We start from the raw sequence: 16,604 nt of genomic DNA on the forward strand, positions 1-16,604 counted from the left end.
TGCAAAGAACGGGTCAGATCGGTCCAGGTACGCGCGTGAAGTGGCATGCCGATCAGCTAACCGCAGAGATCGACGGACAGATGGTGGTGATGGGGTTGCTTCAGGGCAAATATGTCGGATTTGACGGTGTGGCGTCCGAAATCTGGCGCCGTCTGGAGCGCCCCCAAACCGTGTCGGAATTGTGCGACGGGCTGGTGCGGGACTTCGACGGCGACGGCGCCGTGATCGCGCAGGACACCATCGACCTGATTTCGCGGCTCCGCGAGTATGGCCTTATCGACATCGAAGCGGGCGGCGCCGAATAGCGCGATGGCCCCAGACGCGGCGGAAGACAGATATTTCTACGGCTATCGGCTCCGCACGGAGTTGCCAATCGCCAGCTTTCCGCCGCTGCTGCGCGAAGGCGCCGCAGACATTGTGTTGCGGCTCGGGGACGTGCCGCAAAGCCTGGACGCTCCTGTCTGGAAGAGCCCTTTCATCGAGGTCGACACGGATGGCTGCCTTTTGTTGAAGGCTTCCGGGCAATTGCGCTTTTTGATCCGGGATGGACGCGACGTGGTTGCCGATCTCGGCCCCAACTGCCCGATCCAGGACGTCGAGACTTTTTTGCAGGGCACTGTGGCGGGCGTGCTTCTGCACCAGCGCGGCGATCTCATCCTGCATGCCAGCTGCGTTCATGGCAGGGACGGCGCGGTCGCCATCGCCGGGTTGTCGGGACGTGGGAAATCCACCTTGGCTGCTTGCCTTGTGGCGCACGGGTACGAGGCGATGACAGATGACATCTGCCGGATCGTGGTCAGGGATGGTCGGGCACACGCCTTTCCCGGACCGTTGCGGCTACGGTTGTGGCCCGACGCGGCGCGCGCCCTGTCCCATCCACCGGAATCGCTCTTGGCCGGGCGTCCGGGCCATGCCAAACGCCTGCTCGTCCTGTCTCCAGGCCGTTGTGAGCCCGCTCCGCTGGGCGCTATCGTTCGTTTAGGCGTCGATCCCCGCCTGAAGACACCAACCATGATCCGGCTGTCGGGGCCGGTATCTGTCATGCCGGCGACTGAGATGCTCTATCGCGCGCGTTTGGGGCGCCATCTTGGCAGGCGTGAAGGGCAGTTTCAGGACCTGACGCGCCTGGCGACGCTCGTGCCCATCTTTTCCCTGACCCGAACTGGCAATGTGGCGGATTTGCCGGATCTGGTGCGCCTTGCCGCGTCGGCACTTCAAGCTCATCCATGACCGCCGCGCGGTTCGGATGGTTGGTCTCATATCCGAAGTCTGGAAACACCTGGCTGCGGATGATGCTCTCCAGCCTCCAGTCCGGCGGAAAGCCCGTCGACATCAACGCGCTCCAGGACGATTCGAGTGTCGCGACTTTCGCCGAGGTAGACGAATTGTTCGGCGTGGAGGCAAGCGAGCTTACCGGTGAGGAGATCGCAGATCTGCGGCCCGCGCTTTGCGCCGCCCTTGCCGCCGATGCCGATGGCCGGTTGCTGCTGCGAAAGGTCCATGACCGGTTTTGGCGCACCGGGGTGGGAGAGGCAGCCTTTCCGCCGCAGATCAGTCAGGGCGCGGTATATCTCGTGCGCGACCCGCGTGACGTGGCGGTCTCTTTTTCCCATCATCGCGGGACAGCGATCGACAGGACCATAGAATTCATGGCGAATGACGGCGCGTTCATGGCCGATGCCGCTAGCGGCGCGAAGATCCAGTTGCCGCAGCCGCTGGGTTCGTGGAGCGGTCACGTCCTGTCCTGGCTGGACCAGGCGTCGCTGTCCCCTCTGGTCATCCGATATGAAGACATGCTGCGCGACCCCCATGGCCTCTTGGCGCAGGTGGCATCGCATCTGGGCATCGCCGTTACCGATGCGATGCTGGGTTCGGCGGTGGCCGCCACCCGGTTCGAGACATTGGCGGGGCAGGAGAGGATTCGCGGATTTCGCGAGCGTCAAAGCGAATCGACGGACGTCTTCTTTCGAACAGGCCGTGCCGGCGGTTGGCGCGATCGGCTGTCTTCAGCCCAGGCTCGCGCGATAGTCGAACGTCATGGCGCGGTGATGGACCGCCTGGGTTATCTTTGATTTTGCGGCTTTCAGTTGGTGCCTTCCGTCCAGGCAATGAAAGCGCCCACGCTGAGCGCCGCATTCATGAGGGCGCCATATGTCTTGCGCTGGCGTTCGGCCGCCTGCGCGTTCGCCGGCCATGCGCCGATCAGGTGATCAAGACGATCCAGATCGATCAGGCGGCCCACGGTAGGGGACCGGCGCAGCCGTTCCATCTGGGCTGGAAATGAGGGCGCGGCTTCAGTCATGTGGGCGAACCATTCGGGATGCTGGCGGCCGCGCTGGCGGTTTTCCGTGATCGCGTGGGGTACGCCCGCCTTCCGCAGCAGGCGCCTTGCAAGATAGCGGTCTGTTCCATCCTTCAGGAATTGCTCTTCGGGGATCGCCAGGCAGAATTCCACCAGGCGGACATCGTTGAGCGGTATCAGAATATCCAGCCCATACAGCCCCCGCAGCATATTCATCACGTCGGACCGCGCGTGGCGGCTTCGTAGCAGAGACTGAATGCGCATCCTGCGGCTGTCGCCTTGCAACACGAACCCCGTGTCGTTTCCGCGGGCGCGCATCCTGTCCAGGATGTCGAATTCGCGCATCGCTTGCGGACTAAGCGCTGAATAAGATCTCAGTTCTCCCGAAAGTTGTTGTTGCCCCTTCAACGGAAGAACAAGATGTTTCCAGATGGTGCCCGCCAGCGTTCTTGGACTGCCGCGCGATCCCATCGCCAGTTCGCGCGCCAGACGGACAATCCTGCCCTGGCGCAATGCCGAAAGAAGTCCGCGGCGGCCATCCCATGTCAGCGTCATGTTGCCGGCGTTTCCGGTCAGTATTGAGTGCGCGCCCAACGCCGCGGCGCGGCGGTAGACGCCGCCAAACCAGGCGAGATGCGCGGGATTTCGATAGGGCGCCCCGCTGTGCGCCGTGGAGAGATGCGAATCCGGGCTCCAATCCGTATTGGGGGATGCCACATGAAATTCGGCATCGAGGCCGGGAAGGGCGCGCGCCAGAATTTCCACAAGGGGGCGTTCGTCGGCATAGCCCCTGCCTTTCCTGATCCCTATGGCGCCCGGTCCCGCCATCGCCGTCAGCAACTTTGTCGAAGGGGCCCGTGTGTGAACGCTGGCTGCGACGCAGGCGCTATCGAGGCCGCCGCTGACGGAAATCGGGACCGGCCCCACGGCCCGCAGACGGTCCGCGACCGCCTGGTCGAGCAGGGCGCGTGCGGTCTCGACATAGGCGCCATCGTCCTTCAACCGGATTCGACGTTCGGGATCGAAGCGGTGGGCCTCAACGGTGCGAATCGAGCCTTGGGTGATGACGACACAGGTGCCAGGGATGACTTTGCGGATGTCGCGATAAAAGGTCGTATCGGCGTCGCCGTAATTCATCGCCAGATAGTCGGCGACGTGGCGCTGATCAATCGCGCGCGACACCTGCGGCATTGCCAGCAGGCCGTGCAGGGTTGTCGAGAAAATGACCGTGTCGTCCTTGCGCCAGTAATACATGCTGCGCATGCCCTGGGGATCGGCGGCCAGGATCAGCCTTCGCTCGGCGGGATGCCAGGCCGCCAGCGCATAGTCGCCGATCAGGCGGGCCGGCGCGTCACAGTCCCAGCGCTCCAGTGCCCGGCAGGCAAGCGCGCCGTCGGCCATTCCGGCGGATCGCATATTCAGGGCAGAGGCCAGATGCGGCAGGCCGTCCAGCCGGCCGGCGAAACAAACCCAGCCGTCGCCCCAGGCCGGCAAAGGCTGGTCTTCGAGGCGGTCTTCCGGTGTGACCACGCGCAGTCGATGGCGGATGGCCCAGCCCAAGCCCTCGTGTCGCGTACAGGACTCCAGGCCGGGCTCGTCTGGCGGCGAAGAAGGTGGAACGCAAAGCGACTCGCCGGAACCCAGCAACACGGTCCCGACAAACGAACTCATACCGACCTGTGCTTTGATCGTGTTCCGGCGGGATGAGGCCAGCTAGCTGGTGCTGCCCGTGCCATCGCTGAAATGACCTACGGTTGTGAGCGTTCCGCTTTCGACATCGAGAACGGTGACCTCAGGCCTCCGCCACACCGGACGCCCGCCCGACGTACCGGTGCCGACGCCGTCTTCTGGCTGATTATCGCGTTCTGTCACAGTGGTCAGCCCTTTTTCCGGTGCGATTCAGCCATAACATTGCGAAATCCATATGAAAAGCCCTTGCGAGAGCCGATAGTAGCGTCCTCGCCTGAAAGGCGTGCTTGCCATCGTTGGATCCGATGGCTGTTTCGACGGCTTGCTCCGCTCCAAGGCTTGATGGACGGTTTCGACCGTCCGTTGATACGTTGGGGCGCCACACCACGCAGTGGTCGCTATTAGTTATGCAATGGCTACCAGAATTCGGCGGAGCGAAAGCGCGGGTCGCAGCGGCGCTGGCCCGCAAAGCAATCGATGACATGCCGGACAATGAAGGACGCCGGCTGGTGCTCGGCCACGTGTGACGGTCGGCAGACAAGGCAGCTTCGGCAACCCAATGCCGTCGCCGTCGAGGCCCTCATCGTCGCACCTCACGGTCATCCGGGCGGGTGGATCAGCGGCGTTTATTACGTCGATGCGCCTCGGCTTCCCGGTGAAAACGCCTATCGCGGGGCGCTGATCGTCGGCGCCATCGACACCAAGCAACATGGTTTCGAGCCGCCCTGGGGCACGCGTGCGATCGAACCCGTGCCGGGCCGGCTGGTGCTATTTCCCTCCTACGTATCACACGCAACCGAGCCCACCGGCATCGACGGTGCGCGCATCAGCGTCGCTTTCGACGTCGTTCCGATTCGATAATCCGGCGCAGCGAGCCGACCGTAAAAGGGGACGGTGCAATGCGCACTTGCAGGTCAGCCGCATCCCAACATCCTGAACAGAAGCGTTCCACCGACCAGGGAGGTGACGGCCTGCGCCAGATTTCGATCCAGCGTGACGCCAAGCTGTCGCGCGCTGGCGCGCAGCAACTCGACTTCGGTATCATGCGCGCGGACGGCAAACGCGGCGAGGCCGTCATTGCGGCAGGCCGACAGGGCAAGATGAAAGTGCGCGAGCGTGCTCCGCCGTCCGTCCGAGGCATAGAAGTCGAGCATCATCGCGATGTGGTGCTGGAATGATCGTTCGCCCCCGCCCATCGCGATATCCGAGAGTCGCCGGGACTCCGCCATCGCAACCTCGATGATCCGTTGGTAAGCCGCTTCGAGAATCGCCATCTTCGATGCGAAGTGATAGGTGGTCGCGGCAAGCGGCACTTCGGCGCGCTCGGCGATCTTGCGATGGGTGACGCTGGCGGCATCGCTCTCCGCCAGGACTTCGAGCGCCGCGGAGACGATCACCGCACGCCGCTCGGCCGGCTCGCTCGGTCCATGGCTTCGATCCCAGACCAGGCCGGCCGGCACGCCCGATGGGACTTGGTCGCCGTCCACGGCTCCGCCGCTCTCGAGCACGACGAGCAGTCGCGACAGCCAGCGCGCCTGGTCGGTATCTTCCGCCGTCATGAACCAGCCGAGGCGCTTGCGCAGGCCCGCCAAGGCGATCGGGCCGCATCGCTGCGGACAATGGGCGAGCAGCTCGCCGACGACGAAAGCCATGAGATGCTTCTCGCGCTCGAGGCGATCTCCGTTCGGAAACACCGTCCCGATCTGTGCGATCAATTGCAGGAAAATCTCGCGGTAATGGGCTTCTGTCAGCGCCAGCGAGGCGAACTCGAGCAAGGCGGTGCCGGACCGCGCCGGACCCGTCACGAGATGTTCGACGATGTAGGCGGAAATCTCCACGGGCGCGCGAAGCTCCGCTGCAAGCCCGTCCAGTCTGGCGGAAAGCGATGCGAGATCGTCCTGCACGCCGGCCACGAGCAGCCGCGCGGCGTCTCGAACGAGCTGCTCCCGAGTCGAGAAGTGATGCGACACGAGCGATTTTGCCAGGCCGGCGGTCTCGGCAACGGCGCCGAAGGTGATCGCGGCGGGGCCGGACTGCTCCCACAGGCGAGCGGCTGCCGCGGCGGCGCGGGCGACGGCACGGTCGCCTTCCAGCCTGGGCGCCCCCGCCGTCCCCGTCATTCGATTCGTCAACCCGCTCTCCCGTGGAAAGAGACCTAGCGTCTTCGCGCCTCGGCCATCAACGCCGCGCGTGACGTCCGACCCGTCACAACCAGACTGGACGATTGTGCCACACCCAGGACGAATGGGAATAGGCAATCTGCGGCGTTGAATGTCACAGGCCTGACACGAAGTATAAGCAATGTTCTGGTGCAAGATGTCCTATCCCGGGCTTCCGGCCGCCAGACGCGGCAGGGAACCGCGGATGGAAGGCGGAACTGGACGAATGTACTAATTCGATGACGCCGGCGGCAACCGGCGGAAGGGGTGTAAATGCGTATCGAGTCGAACATGACCCATGCCGCGCGCGGCGCCGCGAAACGCGGGCGCCTGCTGGCCTTGCTGGCGGCGGGCACCGCCATCGCGGCCTTTGCCGAAGTCAGGCCCGCGCGCGCCGCCGACGGTGACGCCACCATCGAGACCGTCATCGTGACCGCGACCAAGCGCCCGCAAACCGAATTGTCGGTCGCGGCCAGCGTGGATGTGCTGGGGGCTCGGCAATTGTCGCGCGACCAGGTTCTGGACGTCGAGGCCCTGGGGCGGACCGTCCCCAATGTGGACGTCGCGCAGTTCGGCGACGGCCAGTACCGTCTCATCTATCGCGGCATCGGCGCCACCGGCACGTCGGACAATCAGAATTTCAACGTCGCCTATGACGGCACGATCGTGCCCTATGGCAATGCCTATCGCCTGCTCGACCTGCAACAGGTCGAAATCCTGCGCGGCCCGCAAGGAACGCTGTATGGCCGCAACACGAATGCCGGTCTGATCAACATCGTTCCGCAAGACGGCAGCGTCGCGGCGCCCGCCATCGCCGACGTCTATTACGGAAGCTTCAACACGGCGGGATTCCAGGCCGCGTTCGGCGGACCGGTGGCGGATTCCGGCTTCTTCTTCCGTGTCGCCGCACGTGGCGAGCAGACCGACGGCTACATAGACAACCGCGTCCTGCATTTGGACAACACCGACCAGAGCAAGAACGGCACTGTGCGCGCGACCGCGGGCTGGGAAGACGATCGCTGGATGCTGAAGGCGTCGCTGACCTATGACCGCTATTACGGCAACTCGGACGACCTGACGCCGGCGACGTCCCTCTATTCGAGCATCGCGCCGGATGTCGGAACGACCGGCGGGCACCTGCTGATGCCGATCGTCACGGTCTCCTACAAGGACGACGATCTCACCTTCACGTCCACCACGTCCTTTGCGGATGCCAGCCGGGTGCTCGATTTCTCGTCCGTCATCGCGCCGCTGCTCAACGGCCAGGCCGATCGCCGCGACACGCTGAGCCAGGAATTCCGGGTCGCCGGCACCAGCTCCCTTCTCGGCCAGAGCACGAGCTGGATCGCCGGCCTGTACCTGATGAACGAGAACGACAGGTTCCTGACCACGCTCAATCTCGCCCATCCGGTCAATCTGCTGCTTTCCTATCAAAACCAGCACCAGAACACCCAGTCCGAAGCGCTGTTCGGCGAAGCGGTCACCACCTGGTCGGATCACTGGCAGACGACGGTCGGATTGCGCCTTGCCGACGAGCAGCAGAAATACGATTTCGTCCTGAGCAAGGGCGGGGCGCTCATGCATGCGAGCCAGTCCTATCCGGCGGTTCAGCCGAAATTCGTGCTCTCCTATCTTCCGGACAAGAATTCGCAGATCTACGCGTCCGTCACGCGCGGCTTCCGCGCCGGAGCGGTGTTCGTCAGCAATGCGGTGCAGAACCCGGGCGATCCGAGCTATAAGCAGGAAGGCACCTGGCAGTACGAGCTCGGCTACAAGAGCCTGCTGGACGACGGGCATCTGCAGCTGCAGGCCAGCGTGTTCTATATCGATTGGAACAACCTGCAGGTCCAACGCAGCATCCTCAGCGTCTCGCCGCCGGGTATTTTCACGGTCGTCGACAACGCCACGTCGGCGCGCAGCTACGGCGTGGAGGGCGAAGTCAGCTGGCTTCCGATCGAGGGTCTGCAGGTCTATGCCAAGGGCGGATACACGAACGCGCGATATCTCGATTTCCACCCGACGCCGGCCCTGGACTACAGCGGAAACCGCATCGAGGAGGTGCCCGACTTTTCGGCCGGCGCCGGCTTCGATTACCTGATGGCGACGGGATTGGAACTCGCGGCGGACATCACGCGCTTCGGCTCGATGGAATATGATTCCGCCAATTCCATTTCGCAAAAGCCCTATACGCTGCTGAACGCGTCGGTGGCCTACAACCTCGATCGCTGGCGGCTTTCGGTCTCGGGTCACAATCTCCTCGACGCCCGCTATGCCGACCGGGGGCTCACATCGGGCGGCAATGCCTATGTCCACGCCGATGCGCCGGCCAATGTGATGGGCGAACTCACCTTCAACTATTGAGATCGACAGTCGAAGCCGGAGGCAGACCGGGTTCGACGGGCGGTTCCATGACCCTATCGGAGTAGACGGATGGCGACGCGGCGGGACTTTCTCAGATCATCGGCGGCCGTGCTCGGCACCTTCATCGCAAGCGCGGGCACCTCGTTTTCGCCCGCCTTTGCCGCCCGCCGGCGCACCGACCAGCTCGGCGCCCAACGCTATCCGTTCAGCGTCGCATCGGGAGACCCGTTGCCGGATGGGATCGTGCTGTGGACGCGGGCCGAGCCGTCGCTGGGCGAGACGGACATTCCGCTCACGCTCCATCTCAGCACGCAGCGCGACTTCAAGACGGTTGCCGTGGAAAAGCGGGTCACCGCCCTGGCGGCGGCCGATCATACGGTCCGCGTCGTCGTCATGGGCCTCGAGCCCGCCACGACCTACTATTATCGCTTTGTGGACGAGACGCATCTGAGTTCGCCGGTCGGCCGCACGCGCACGGCGCCGGACCCCTTGGCCAAGGTCGCGGCGCGCTTCGCCCTCGCGTCCTGCCAGAATTTCCAGACCGGCTACTATCATGCCTATCGCTATCTGCTGCGGCGTGAAGAGCAGGGCAGCGGCGCCGACAAGATCGATTTCGTCCTGTTCGTCGGCGATTTCATTTACGAACTCATCTTCCCCGCCGAGACCGGCGTGCCGGGCCGCGCGCTGGCTTTTCCGGACAAGCCTTGGGACGACAACAACAAGAATTTCGGCCGCAAGATCGCGCTGCAATATGCCGAGACGGTCGACGAATATCGCTACCTGTATCGCGGCGTGCTGGCCGATCCCTGGCTGGCCAAGGCGCGGCAGAACTGGCCGTTCATCCACGTCTTCGACGATCACGAGATGGCCGACGATTATTGGCAGTCGATGACAGTCTATCAGCCGCCGGGAACGCCGACACAGCGCAAGAAGGTGGCGGCCAACCAGGCCTATTTCGAATACATCCCCATGATGCTGTCCGATCTGCCGCGCGAGAGTCCGGCGCAGGACTTCAAGGCGGCGGCGGTGGAGGACGTTCCGTTCGGCGCGGTGGACGCGTTCAACCGCAGCACCGAGCCCAATAATCTGGCGGCAATCCATTCGATCAACATCGCGCGGCGCCTGCACTGGGGCCGCCATGTCGACATCATCCTGACCGACAGTCGCTCCTATCGCTCCGAGCATCCCGTTCCGGGCGAAATGGGGCTGAAACTGTCCTTTCATCCGCGGGCGCTTCTGCCGCGCACGATGGTGGAGGAGTTCGACGCCGGCAAGACGGCGCATGACGGTCATCCGCGCGACACGATCGACGTACGCGGCATGACATTCGCCAACACCCGCCGCGATTCGCCCGTCGGCACGATGTATGGCTACGACCAGAAGCAATGGATCAAGGAGAAGCTCAAGGAGTCGCAGGCGGTATGGAAGGTCTGCGTCAATTCCATTCCCCAGACGCCGCTCAGCTTCGATTTCCGGTTTGCCGAAAAATCGGTCGTGCCGGACGAGGTCGTGATGACCGATTCCTGGGAAGGCTATCCGGCCGAGCGCCGCGAGATGCTGGAATTCCTGCGCGACAACGCCATCACGAACTACATCTCGCTCTCCGGCGATCATCACATGCATTTTTGCGGCCTGCTCAGTCCCGATCGCGAAGACGGGGGTAGGGCGGCGGTCGGCGCCGAGTTTGTCTCCGGCGGAATCAGTTCCTCCAGCTTCGGCGGCGTCCTGCGCAGTTTTCTCAAGGCGAAAATGCCGGGCACCGATGCGGAAGCCCTGGTGGCAGGCCCTGCCGTGCCCGAGGGACAGCTTCCCTTGCCTTGGACCGGGGTGACCACGCTGTTCGGCTGGGAGGAATCGCTTCGCTGCCTGCGCGACGCCAAGGCGGGCGGAGACGCAAGGCCCGACCCGGCGAAACGCCGGCTGAAGCATATCCCCTATATGGATTCGGATTCCTACGGCATCTGCGTCTGCGCCGCGACGGCGGCATCGTTCGATGTCGAATTCCTGACCTTCAACGCGAAACAGGAATACGCCGATTACACGAATTTCGCCGAGCCCACCTATATTGCAAAGCTGAGCGTCCCGTCGAGAGACGCGGGCCAGCCTGCCCGGATCGACGGCCCGACATTCACCGGCGAGGCGCCTGTTCCCTTCGACAAGACATTTCCAAACTCATCTGCTGGCTGATCGCCGGACATAAAGTTGACGTGCGAATGCAACAAATTCCGGCCCGTTGGCGGAAGGGATATGAATCGGCGCACCGCGCTCGGCGAAGAGGTCGCGGGCGCTTCGACGATATCTATCGCCTTCGGCTTCCTGCCGCACGGAAGGCGTTCGCTTCGCGGATCAACTCGTCGCTGACGCGCCGGCGGCGAGTCGCGCCGACGATTTCCAGTGGGTTCAACAGGCTACCCCAGCGACCGCAAATTTTCAGCGTACTTTCTTTGCAGGCCCGCACCCCCGGCGCCCCGTTATCGCCGGGGCATCTAGGCTGACCCACGCTATCCCGCGCTGATGAATGCTATAGGCCCACCGGCTTGCACGGTGAGCGCCCTCCAGGCATCGAATAACCCAACCGGTACATCATCGGCGCATGCGCACCCTCGATACGGGCCACCTGTTCGGCGCTGAGAACGTCCTGCCAGCCGCCCACGCGACCGGAGCGGAAGAACGGCGCGCTGCGCGACTGGCGTTCGGCAAAACCTTTCTCCCTTTCCTGGCGCTGCAGTTCGGAGAAATCCGCGTGGCGGATGGCACGCGCGATTGCATCGTTGGTGGCGGGCCGCCCCGCAAAGACCAGCGCGGCGCTGAAATGCGCCATCGGATCGGCGCGCAGCGCCTCATAGCGCACGACGTGCACGGGCACGTCCATCTGGTCGATCCAGCTTGCAGCATGGCCGCTCCAGCCCAGCAGCTTCTGGCGCAATTGCTGCGCCAGATCCTTGGGCTTGCGGCTGAAGGCGCTGCCCCGGTCGTTCATCCTGGCGATGGCGCTGTCGATGGGGATGTTGTTGTGATGCGACAGCGACACCGCCACATCGCGGGGATCGCGCACCAGATAGATCGCAGCGCGCGCGCTGCGTCCCAGCATCGGCTCGCCATCCGGCAGTGCGGTATAAGCGTCATGCACCTTGATCCAGCGCTGCTCCCTCGCCTCGCCCGCGATGTGCTCATAGACGCGCGGCCGCAAGCCGTCGATATCGTCATGCGAAAGCAGGCTCGAATCCAGCATGGTGGCGGCTTCGAATTCGTGGCGGCTGCTGGCAATGCCGCCGCGCTCGTCCAGCATGTTGATGTCGGCGGGGCCGTTCTCGCCGGCGGCGAGGTTGGCCAGGAATATCCGGAACCAGGTGTTGCCGGATTTGGGAAAGGAGGCCAGCCACACGATCCCCGCCGGCGCGATCACAGTCCGTCCCAGTGTTGCAGCAGCGCGTCCACCGTCTCGCCCATGCGCGCAAAGTCCAGCGGCCGCACCAGCCGGAAGACCCGCGCATGGCCGAACATCGCGCCCGCCTGCGCCAGCATCTGCGGCGCCGAGCCCAGCCTGCGCCGCAAGCCGGGACGATAGGCTTCGTATTCCAGCATGCGCATGGCGTCGGGCAGGTCGAGTTCCCCGATGCCGTCCGTCAACGGGGGCCGGCTTTCGCGAAGCACGTAGATCGCCGACAGGCGCGGCGCCTCGACCGCCACATCCTCAGGCGCGATGAAGTATTTCTCCAGGTCTTCGCGCACCGCCTCGCCCTGGCGGCCGTCCAGATCCAGCTTCTCGATCGACTGGCGCCACAGCTTCAACTGCCGGCCGTCGGGCAGCACGATCGGTTGGCGCGCGCTGTTCAAGCCCACCACGCAGATATCGTCGGTGACGAAACTGCATCCGGCCTGGCACAGCGCCGCCGCCAAAGTGGACTTGCCGGCGCCGGAATGGCCGCAGATGGCGATGGCGCGGCCATCGCGCGCGACCGCCGAGCCATGCAGCACCAGCGCGCCGCGCTGATGCAACAAAATGCCCAGCGCGCTGCCCAGCACGAACACGCTGGCATCGCGGGGCGTCGCGCCGTCATCCAGCGCCACCGTGATGGACTTGCCGGCGGACATCAGGAAGCGGCCCACGCGCGGCACGTGCAGCAGAAACGCCTCGCCGTCCATCTGCCAGTTCGGTCCTGTGGTGGAGGCGCCTGCCAGTTCCATCGGCAATGGGGTCAACTGGACCGTCACGTCCGGCTCCAGCGCCAGCGCGGCGGGAATGGCGCCGGGCAACTCCGTCTCCGAAGCGACGGAGAGCCCGCTGATCCTGTAGTGAAACATGCTGCTCTAACCGAACTGCGCCATATGTGACATGCCGGGCATGCCCTTGGCGCCCACGACCACGACCGCGCCGGTCGTCAGCCAGGCATGGGCGCTGACCTTTTCATTCTCGATGGTCGCGCCGAGGTGAAAGGCCGAGCCATGGCCGCGCCGCGCCAGCATCGCCTTGGCGGCCATCGCCTGGGGCAGGCAGACGGCGCTCCACGGCACATTGCGCGCCGCGATGGTGACGGCGCGGCGCACACGGCGGATCAGCAGGGCGTCGGCGCTGCCGCTGTCGGGCGAACGCGACAACCAGGGCACCAGGGCGCGAAAGGGCCGCGTCAGCACAACCGCCCGTGCGATACCCAGAAGCATCGCCGCCTCGCAGACCATCATCCGGTCGCGGCCGGGAAGGCGGCGGAAGGACGCGAGCTTACGCCGGATCGACATGCAGAATTCCACGCTCCATAAGCTGGCCGACGAATTCCGTCATCGCCGTCTGGCAGGTTGCGGCATCGACATCGAATTCGTCCGTAATGCGTTCGCAGAGCTGGGCCAGGGTCTGCGGCGTCTCCAGCAATTCCCAGGCCCGCGCGCCCACCGCGTTGAGGCTGTGATAGCGGTTGGCCTTCATGTTCAGGAAGACACCGCGGTCGCTGCCGACCGGCGTGTACAGAACGTCATCACTGCGGCGCAGCGGCGTATCCAGTGTGACCGTCATGCCCTTAGGCCTATGCCCTTTATGCCCCGCCTCTCTATTTACGGTACAATCTTTTGCCGGAAAAAACAGGGCCGGGTCACCACGGTCTGCAAGGGATTGCGCGCCTGTAACGTAACGCCAAGTTGACGCAAGCCTGCCACTGCCCTTGTCGGTATCGCATTTCCACACCGTCTCATGGCCGCAGCCAAGCCGCGCCTTTTGCCATGGGAATTATTGTGGTATTGCCCTTTATCTTTTTTGAGGATGGTCTCATGTCGTCGATCCCGGGCTCGTTGCGTATGCCTGCTGCACACAGACGCCCATGGTCCCCCCCGTCGATCATGGACGAAACACCCGGGACCCGCACCGTTATCGCCAAGTCCAGTTCTTGTTGCGTGGTCGGTGACGCTCATCTCGCAAGCACGGTTCAGATCACGCGCGAGTCGTAGCCCCGCCCGAAGATATGCCGCGACCAATCGCGGAGCGTCTGGCCATGCCACTATCGCAACGTCGGTGGGTGCAAGGCGGAGGCGTTACGATCGATTGGTGCTGCTTTCGAAAACAGCTCTATCGGCGCCGGTAAACCGCTCTACGCCGCCAGGCCTGGGTGGTTGTCGGCCTGCGGATTCCGCGGCAATGGGGGTGGTCCGGCGGCTATTTCATATCCTACAGTATGAAAACGAACGGCAAGGGTGCGTAGCATGGCAAATAAGCAGATCGTGCAGGATGGGCCCACCGGGGCGAAGCGCTCCTGGGCCGTGCCGGCCATCGCGGATGAGACGCTGGATGCCGGGCGTGCGATAAACAAGACATCCAGCCAGGCTTTCGAAGGCCATTTTGCAACGACGACCAACTTCGCCACCCCCTCATAAACCCGACTGCCTTTTGCCGCCGGGCGGCGAACGCGCAGAGCCCGTCCGGCATCGCCGAGATCGCAACCGCCTCAGCGGTTGTCGCCGCGGAACCATTCGATATAGCGCGCCGCGATAAAGGCCAGTTGCGCCTGGCGCGTGTCGAACTCGCTGCCTGAGTTGTGGTCGTCCACCGTGCGCCGGGTCAGCATGGCGCGCATGCGCGGGAAATCGAAATAGCGGCTCAGGTATCCCGCCTGCTCCATGCGGTCGATCTCCGCCAGCACACGCGGCTCGATCCGCTTGGCCTGGATCAGGAAATCCGGACCCATATCGTCGTTGCCGGGCAACCGGTCCTGGTATTCCGGCGGATACAAGTCTTTCAGCGCCTGGCGCGCCAGCCAGCGGGTCTTGCCGTCCTTCATGTACAGGTCTTCCGGAATCGCCAGGCCGAATTCCACCACCCGCTTGTCGTGGAAAGGCTGGGTGAATTCCAGCCCGTGCTGGGCGCCGGCGATGGAATAGCCTTGCGCCGGAAAGTTCTGCTGGCTGCACAGGGCGCGCGCCATGCTCTCGCTTTGCGGTGTGGACGAGCGGTATCCGGCGTCGCGGCGGGCCTTGGCGTTGTGAGTGGCCTTCACGGCCCGCGACAGCGGCAAGGTCGGGCCGAACAGCGCCAGGCCGTGGCGCCAGCGCGTGCGCAGCCGCGTCACCCAATGCGGTATGGCGCCGTCGGCGACGTTGCGCTTGAAGTTTCGCAGCGGCCCCAGCCGCATATGCCGGCCGGTGGCGCGGAATTCCGACACGAAGCGGCGCAACCGCCCCTTCGCGAGCAGGCGCAGCAGCGCATTCTGGCCGCGTGGATTGACGGTATAGTCGCCGCCATGCCCGTCCATCACGATGCGGCCGCCGGCGTTCTTGATTTCCTGGAACAGGGCGTGGGTGACATAGCGGTTGGGGCTATGGCGGCCGTCGAAGCTGAGAAAGCCCTCTTCCATGAAGCTGAAGATGTCGAGCCCGTCGCGGGTGACGTAGCGCACCTCCAGATGCGGCATGACGCGGCGGCACATCTCCACCCATTTGCGGGCATGGCGGATGGTGCCGCGGTAGTCCTCCGGCATCACCGAGCAGGCGGAAATGAATTTCAGCCCGTTGGGCACCACCGCGGCGCCCGACAGGGCGCAGACGGCGCTGGAATCGAAGCCGCCGCCATTGAACAGCCCACCGGCATAGGTGGCGCGGCGCAGGCGGCATTGCACCGCTTCCGCCAGCACCTTGCGATAGGTGGCGATGTAATAGGCTTCGTCCTTGCCCAGATGTTCGGGGCCAGCATGCGGCAGCCAATAGCGGCGCGTGGCGATGGTGCCGTCGGCGGCGAGCTTCAGAATCGAACCGCCGGGCACGGCGCGGATATTGTCATAGTCGGTGGTGCCGGGCTCTTTCTCCTCCATCAACAAGGCGCGCATCACGCCTTGTTCGTTCAGTTCGCGCGGCACGTCGGGCAGCGCCCACAGGCCCTTGATCTCGGCGGCAAAGGCGAAGAAGCCGGCACCCTGGGTATAGAAGACATGCCGCTGGCCCATATGGTCGCGCACCAGCGTCAGCGTGCGGGCGCGTGCATCCCACACCGCGAAAGCGAAATCGCCGATCAGATGTTCGGTGCAGCCCTCGCCCCATCTGCGCCAGGCCGCCAGCACCAGTTCGCTGTCGGTCATGTCCGTGATGTCGAGAGCCAGCAACGCCGCCAGTTCTTCGCGGTTGTCCAGCCGCACATCGGCAACCAGGCTGAGATCGCCGTGATGCAAAGGCTGGGCATCCCGTCGGTCTTCACGCGTGATCCGCATCATCAGATGCGCCAGCGCCGCAGGACCTTCGACCGAGGTGCCGATCCGGTCGGGCCCAAGATGGGCCATGCGCCGGGTCTGGCGCTCCAGGTCAGCGGACGCGGCGTCGCGCCCGTCCAGCCGGATGATCCCGCAAATGCCGCTCATATGACGTCTCTCCAATATACGCCTCTGCCAGAAGGTGTTCCGGCGTACAACCGAGCTTGCGCAGTCTTGGTTGTCGCCAGGCCCGCCATGTCAACCTTGTGCCAATGACGGCACGGAAAATCACGACGAGCCTGTATATGATCCGGCTGGCGCGTTCGACGTCCTAGATCTCGGAGAACGGCAAATCGCGCTCGTCGCGACGGCTCACATATCCCGTGATGCGGCCGCTTGCGTCGCGCTGAAAGGCAATGCTCCTGCGCGGCG

The 16,604-nt window shown here is 64.3% G+C and carries 14 protein-coding genes; 7 read left to right on the plus strand and 7 right to left on the minus strand.

Annotation, left to right across the window (positions count from 1 at the left end; translation table 11 throughout):
• Positions 1 to 35: 35 nt before the first annotated feature.
• From WDM91_20245 to WDM91_20255, 3 genes are read left to right on the plus strand one after another with little or no spacing between them, the layout of a single operon-like run.
• The gene (locus WDM91_20245; GenBank protein ID MEI9996936.1) at positions 36 to 305 is read left to right on the plus strand and encodes a PqqD family protein; all 270 of its coding nucleotides are present in this window, start codon (positions 36 to 38) and stop codon (positions 303 to 305) included.
• Between the two features lie 4 nt (positions 306 to 309).
• Entirely contained in the window at positions 310 to 1,230 is a 921-nt protein-coding gene (locus WDM91_20250; GenBank protein MEI9996937.1) for a hypothetical protein, read from the plus strand.
• Positions 1,227 to 2,072, plus strand: coding sequence for a sulfotransferase domain-containing protein (locus tag WDM91_20255; GenBank protein MEI9996938.1), 846 nt, complete (start codon positions 1,227 to 1,229; stop codon positions 2,070 to 2,072). Before WDM91_20250 ends, WDM91_20255 begins: the two co-directional genes overlap by 4 nt.
• A gap of 11 nt (positions 2,073 to 2,083) precedes the next feature.
• Here the strand turns inward: WDM91_20255 and WDM91_20260 are convergent, their stop codons facing one another.
• Positions 2,084 to 3,862, minus strand: a complete 1,779-nt coding sequence (locus WDM91_20260; protein MEI9996939.1) for an asparagine synthase-related protein — start codon at positions 3,860 to 3,862, stop codon at positions 2,084 to 2,086.
• 621 nt (positions 3,863 to 4,483) lie between these two features.
• Between WDM91_20260 and WDM91_20265 the strand changes: the two genes are divergently transcribed.
• Positions 4,484 to 4,852 (plus strand): putative 2OG-Fe(II) oxygenase, encoded by a 369-nt coding sequence (locus WDM91_20265; GenBank protein MEI9996940.1) that lies wholly within the window; start codon positions 4,484 to 4,486, stop codon positions 4,850 to 4,852.
• 53 nt (positions 4,853 to 4,905) lie between these two features.
• Here the strand turns inward: WDM91_20265 and WDM91_20270 are convergent, their stop codons facing one another.
• Entirely contained in the window at positions 4,906 to 6,111 is a 1,206-nt protein-coding gene (locus tag WDM91_20270) for a TetR family transcriptional regulator (GenBank protein MEI9996941.1), read from the minus strand.
• 312 nt (positions 6,112 to 6,423) lie between these two features.
• On the opposite strand from WDM91_20270, the gene WDM91_20275 reads away from it, so the two are divergent.
• Together WDM91_20275 and WDM91_20280 are read left to right on the plus strand one after the other, a co-directional pair.
• Positions 6,424 to 8,511, plus strand: a complete 2,088-nt coding sequence (locus tag WDM91_20275; GenBank protein MEI9996942.1) for a TonB-dependent receptor — start codon at positions 6,424 to 6,426, stop codon at positions 8,509 to 8,511.
• A 69-nt stretch (positions 8,512 to 8,580) separates the two neighbouring features.
• Positions 8,581 to 10,698 (plus strand): alkaline phosphatase D family protein, encoded by a 2,118-nt coding sequence (locus WDM91_20280; protein MEI9996943.1) that lies wholly within the window; start codon positions 8,581 to 8,583, stop codon positions 10,696 to 10,698.
• 334 nt (positions 10,699 to 11,032) lie between these two features.
• Here the strand turns inward: WDM91_20280 and WDM91_20285 are convergent, their stop codons facing one another.
• Genes WDM91_20285 through WDM91_20300 form a run of 4 tightly spaced genes read right to left on the minus strand, consistent with a single transcriptional unit; the run spans position 11,033 to position 13,519 of the window.
• Positions 11,033 to 11,917 (minus strand): sulfotransferase domain-containing protein, encoded by an 885-nt coding sequence (locus tag WDM91_20285; protein ID MEI9996944.1) that lies wholly within the window; start codon positions 11,915 to 11,917, stop codon positions 11,033 to 11,035.
• On the minus strand, positions 11,914 to 12,816 hold the full coding sequence (locus tag WDM91_20290) for a hypothetical protein (GenBank protein MEI9996945.1): 903 nt from the start codon (positions 12,814 to 12,816) through the stop codon (positions 11,914 to 11,916). Before WDM91_20290 ends, WDM91_20285 begins: the two co-directional genes overlap by 4 nt.
• Before the next feature lie 6 nt (positions 12,817 to 12,822).
• The gene (locus tag WDM91_20295) at positions 12,823 to 13,248 is read right to left on the minus strand and encodes a lasso peptide biosynthesis B2 protein (GenBank protein ID MEI9996946.1); all 426 of its coding nucleotides are present in this window, start codon (positions 13,246 to 13,248) and stop codon (positions 12,823 to 12,825) included.
• Positions 13,232 to 13,519, minus strand: a complete 288-nt coding sequence (locus WDM91_20300; GenBank protein ID MEI9996947.1) for a PqqD family protein — start codon at positions 13,517 to 13,519, stop codon at positions 13,232 to 13,234. Before WDM91_20300 ends, WDM91_20295 begins: the two co-directional genes overlap by 17 nt.
• 680 nt (positions 13,520 to 14,199) lie before the next feature.
• Between WDM91_20300 and WDM91_20305 the strand changes: the two genes are divergently transcribed.
• On the plus strand, positions 14,200 to 14,370 hold the full coding sequence (locus WDM91_20305) for a hypothetical protein (protein MEI9996948.1): 171 nt from the start codon (positions 14,200 to 14,202) through the stop codon (positions 14,368 to 14,370).
• Between the two features lie 71 nt (positions 14,371 to 14,441).
• On the opposite strand, the gene WDM91_20310 is transcribed toward WDM91_20305, so the two are convergent.
• Positions 14,442 to 16,340 carry an asparagine synthase-related protein gene (locus WDM91_20310; protein ID MEI9996949.1) on the minus strand — a complete coding sequence of 633 codons (1,899 nt, stop codon included), beginning with the start codon at positions 16,338 to 16,340 and terminating at the stop codon, positions 14,442 to 14,444.
• Positions 16,341 to 16,604: the final 264 nt, after the last annotated feature.

Origin of the sequence: Rhizomicrobium sp. (genome assembly GCA_037200385.1) — a bacterium.
Taxonomy (GTDB): Bacteria; Pseudomonadota; Alphaproteobacteria; order Micropepsales; family Micropepsaceae; genus Rhizomicrobium.

Excerpts from the sequence above, each read along its gene's own strand:
- WDM91_20265 (MEI9996940.1), top strand. The coding sequence starts at position 4,484 with ATGAAGGACGCCGGCTGGTGCTCGGCCACGTGTGACGGTCGGCAGACA.
- WDM91_20250 (MEI9996937.1), top strand. The coding sequence starts at position 310 with ATGGCCCCAGACGCGGCGGAAGACAGATATTTCTACGGCTATCGGCTC.
- WDM91_20275 (MEI9996942.1), top strand. The coding sequence starts at position 6,424 with ATGCGTATCGAGTCGAACATGACCCATGCCGCGCGCGGCGCCGCGAAA.
- WDM91_20270 (MEI9996941.1), bottom strand. The coding sequence starts at position 6,111 with ATGACGGGGACGGCGGGGGCGCCCAGGCTGGAAGGCGACCGTGCCGTC.
- WDM91_20280 (MEI9996943.1), top strand. The coding sequence starts at position 8,581 with ATGGCGACGCGGCGGGACTTTCTCAGATCATCGGCGGCCGTGCTCGGC.
- WDM91_20255 (MEI9996938.1), top strand. The coding sequence starts at position 1,227 with ATGACCGCCGCGCGGTTCGGATGGTTGGTCTCATATCCGAAGTCTGGA.
- WDM91_20310 (MEI9996949.1), bottom strand. The coding sequence starts at position 16,340 with ATGAGCGGCATTTGCGGGATCATCCGGCTGGACGGGCGCGACGCCGCG.
- WDM91_20290 (MEI9996945.1), bottom strand. The coding sequence starts at position 12,816 with ATGTTTCACTACAGGATCAGCGGGCTCTCCGTCGCTTCGGAGACGGAG.
- WDM91_20305 (MEI9996948.1), top strand. The coding sequence starts at position 14,200 with ATGGCAAATAAGCAGATCGTGCAGGATGGGCCCACCGGGGCGAAGCGC.
- WDM91_20295 (MEI9996946.1), bottom strand. The coding sequence starts at position 13,248 with ATGTCGATCCGGCGTAAGCTCGCGTCCTTCCGCCGCCTTCCCGGCCGC.
- WDM91_20300 (MEI9996947.1), bottom strand. The coding sequence starts at position 13,519 with ATGACGGTCACACTGGATACGCCGCTGCGCCGCAGTGATGACGTTCTG.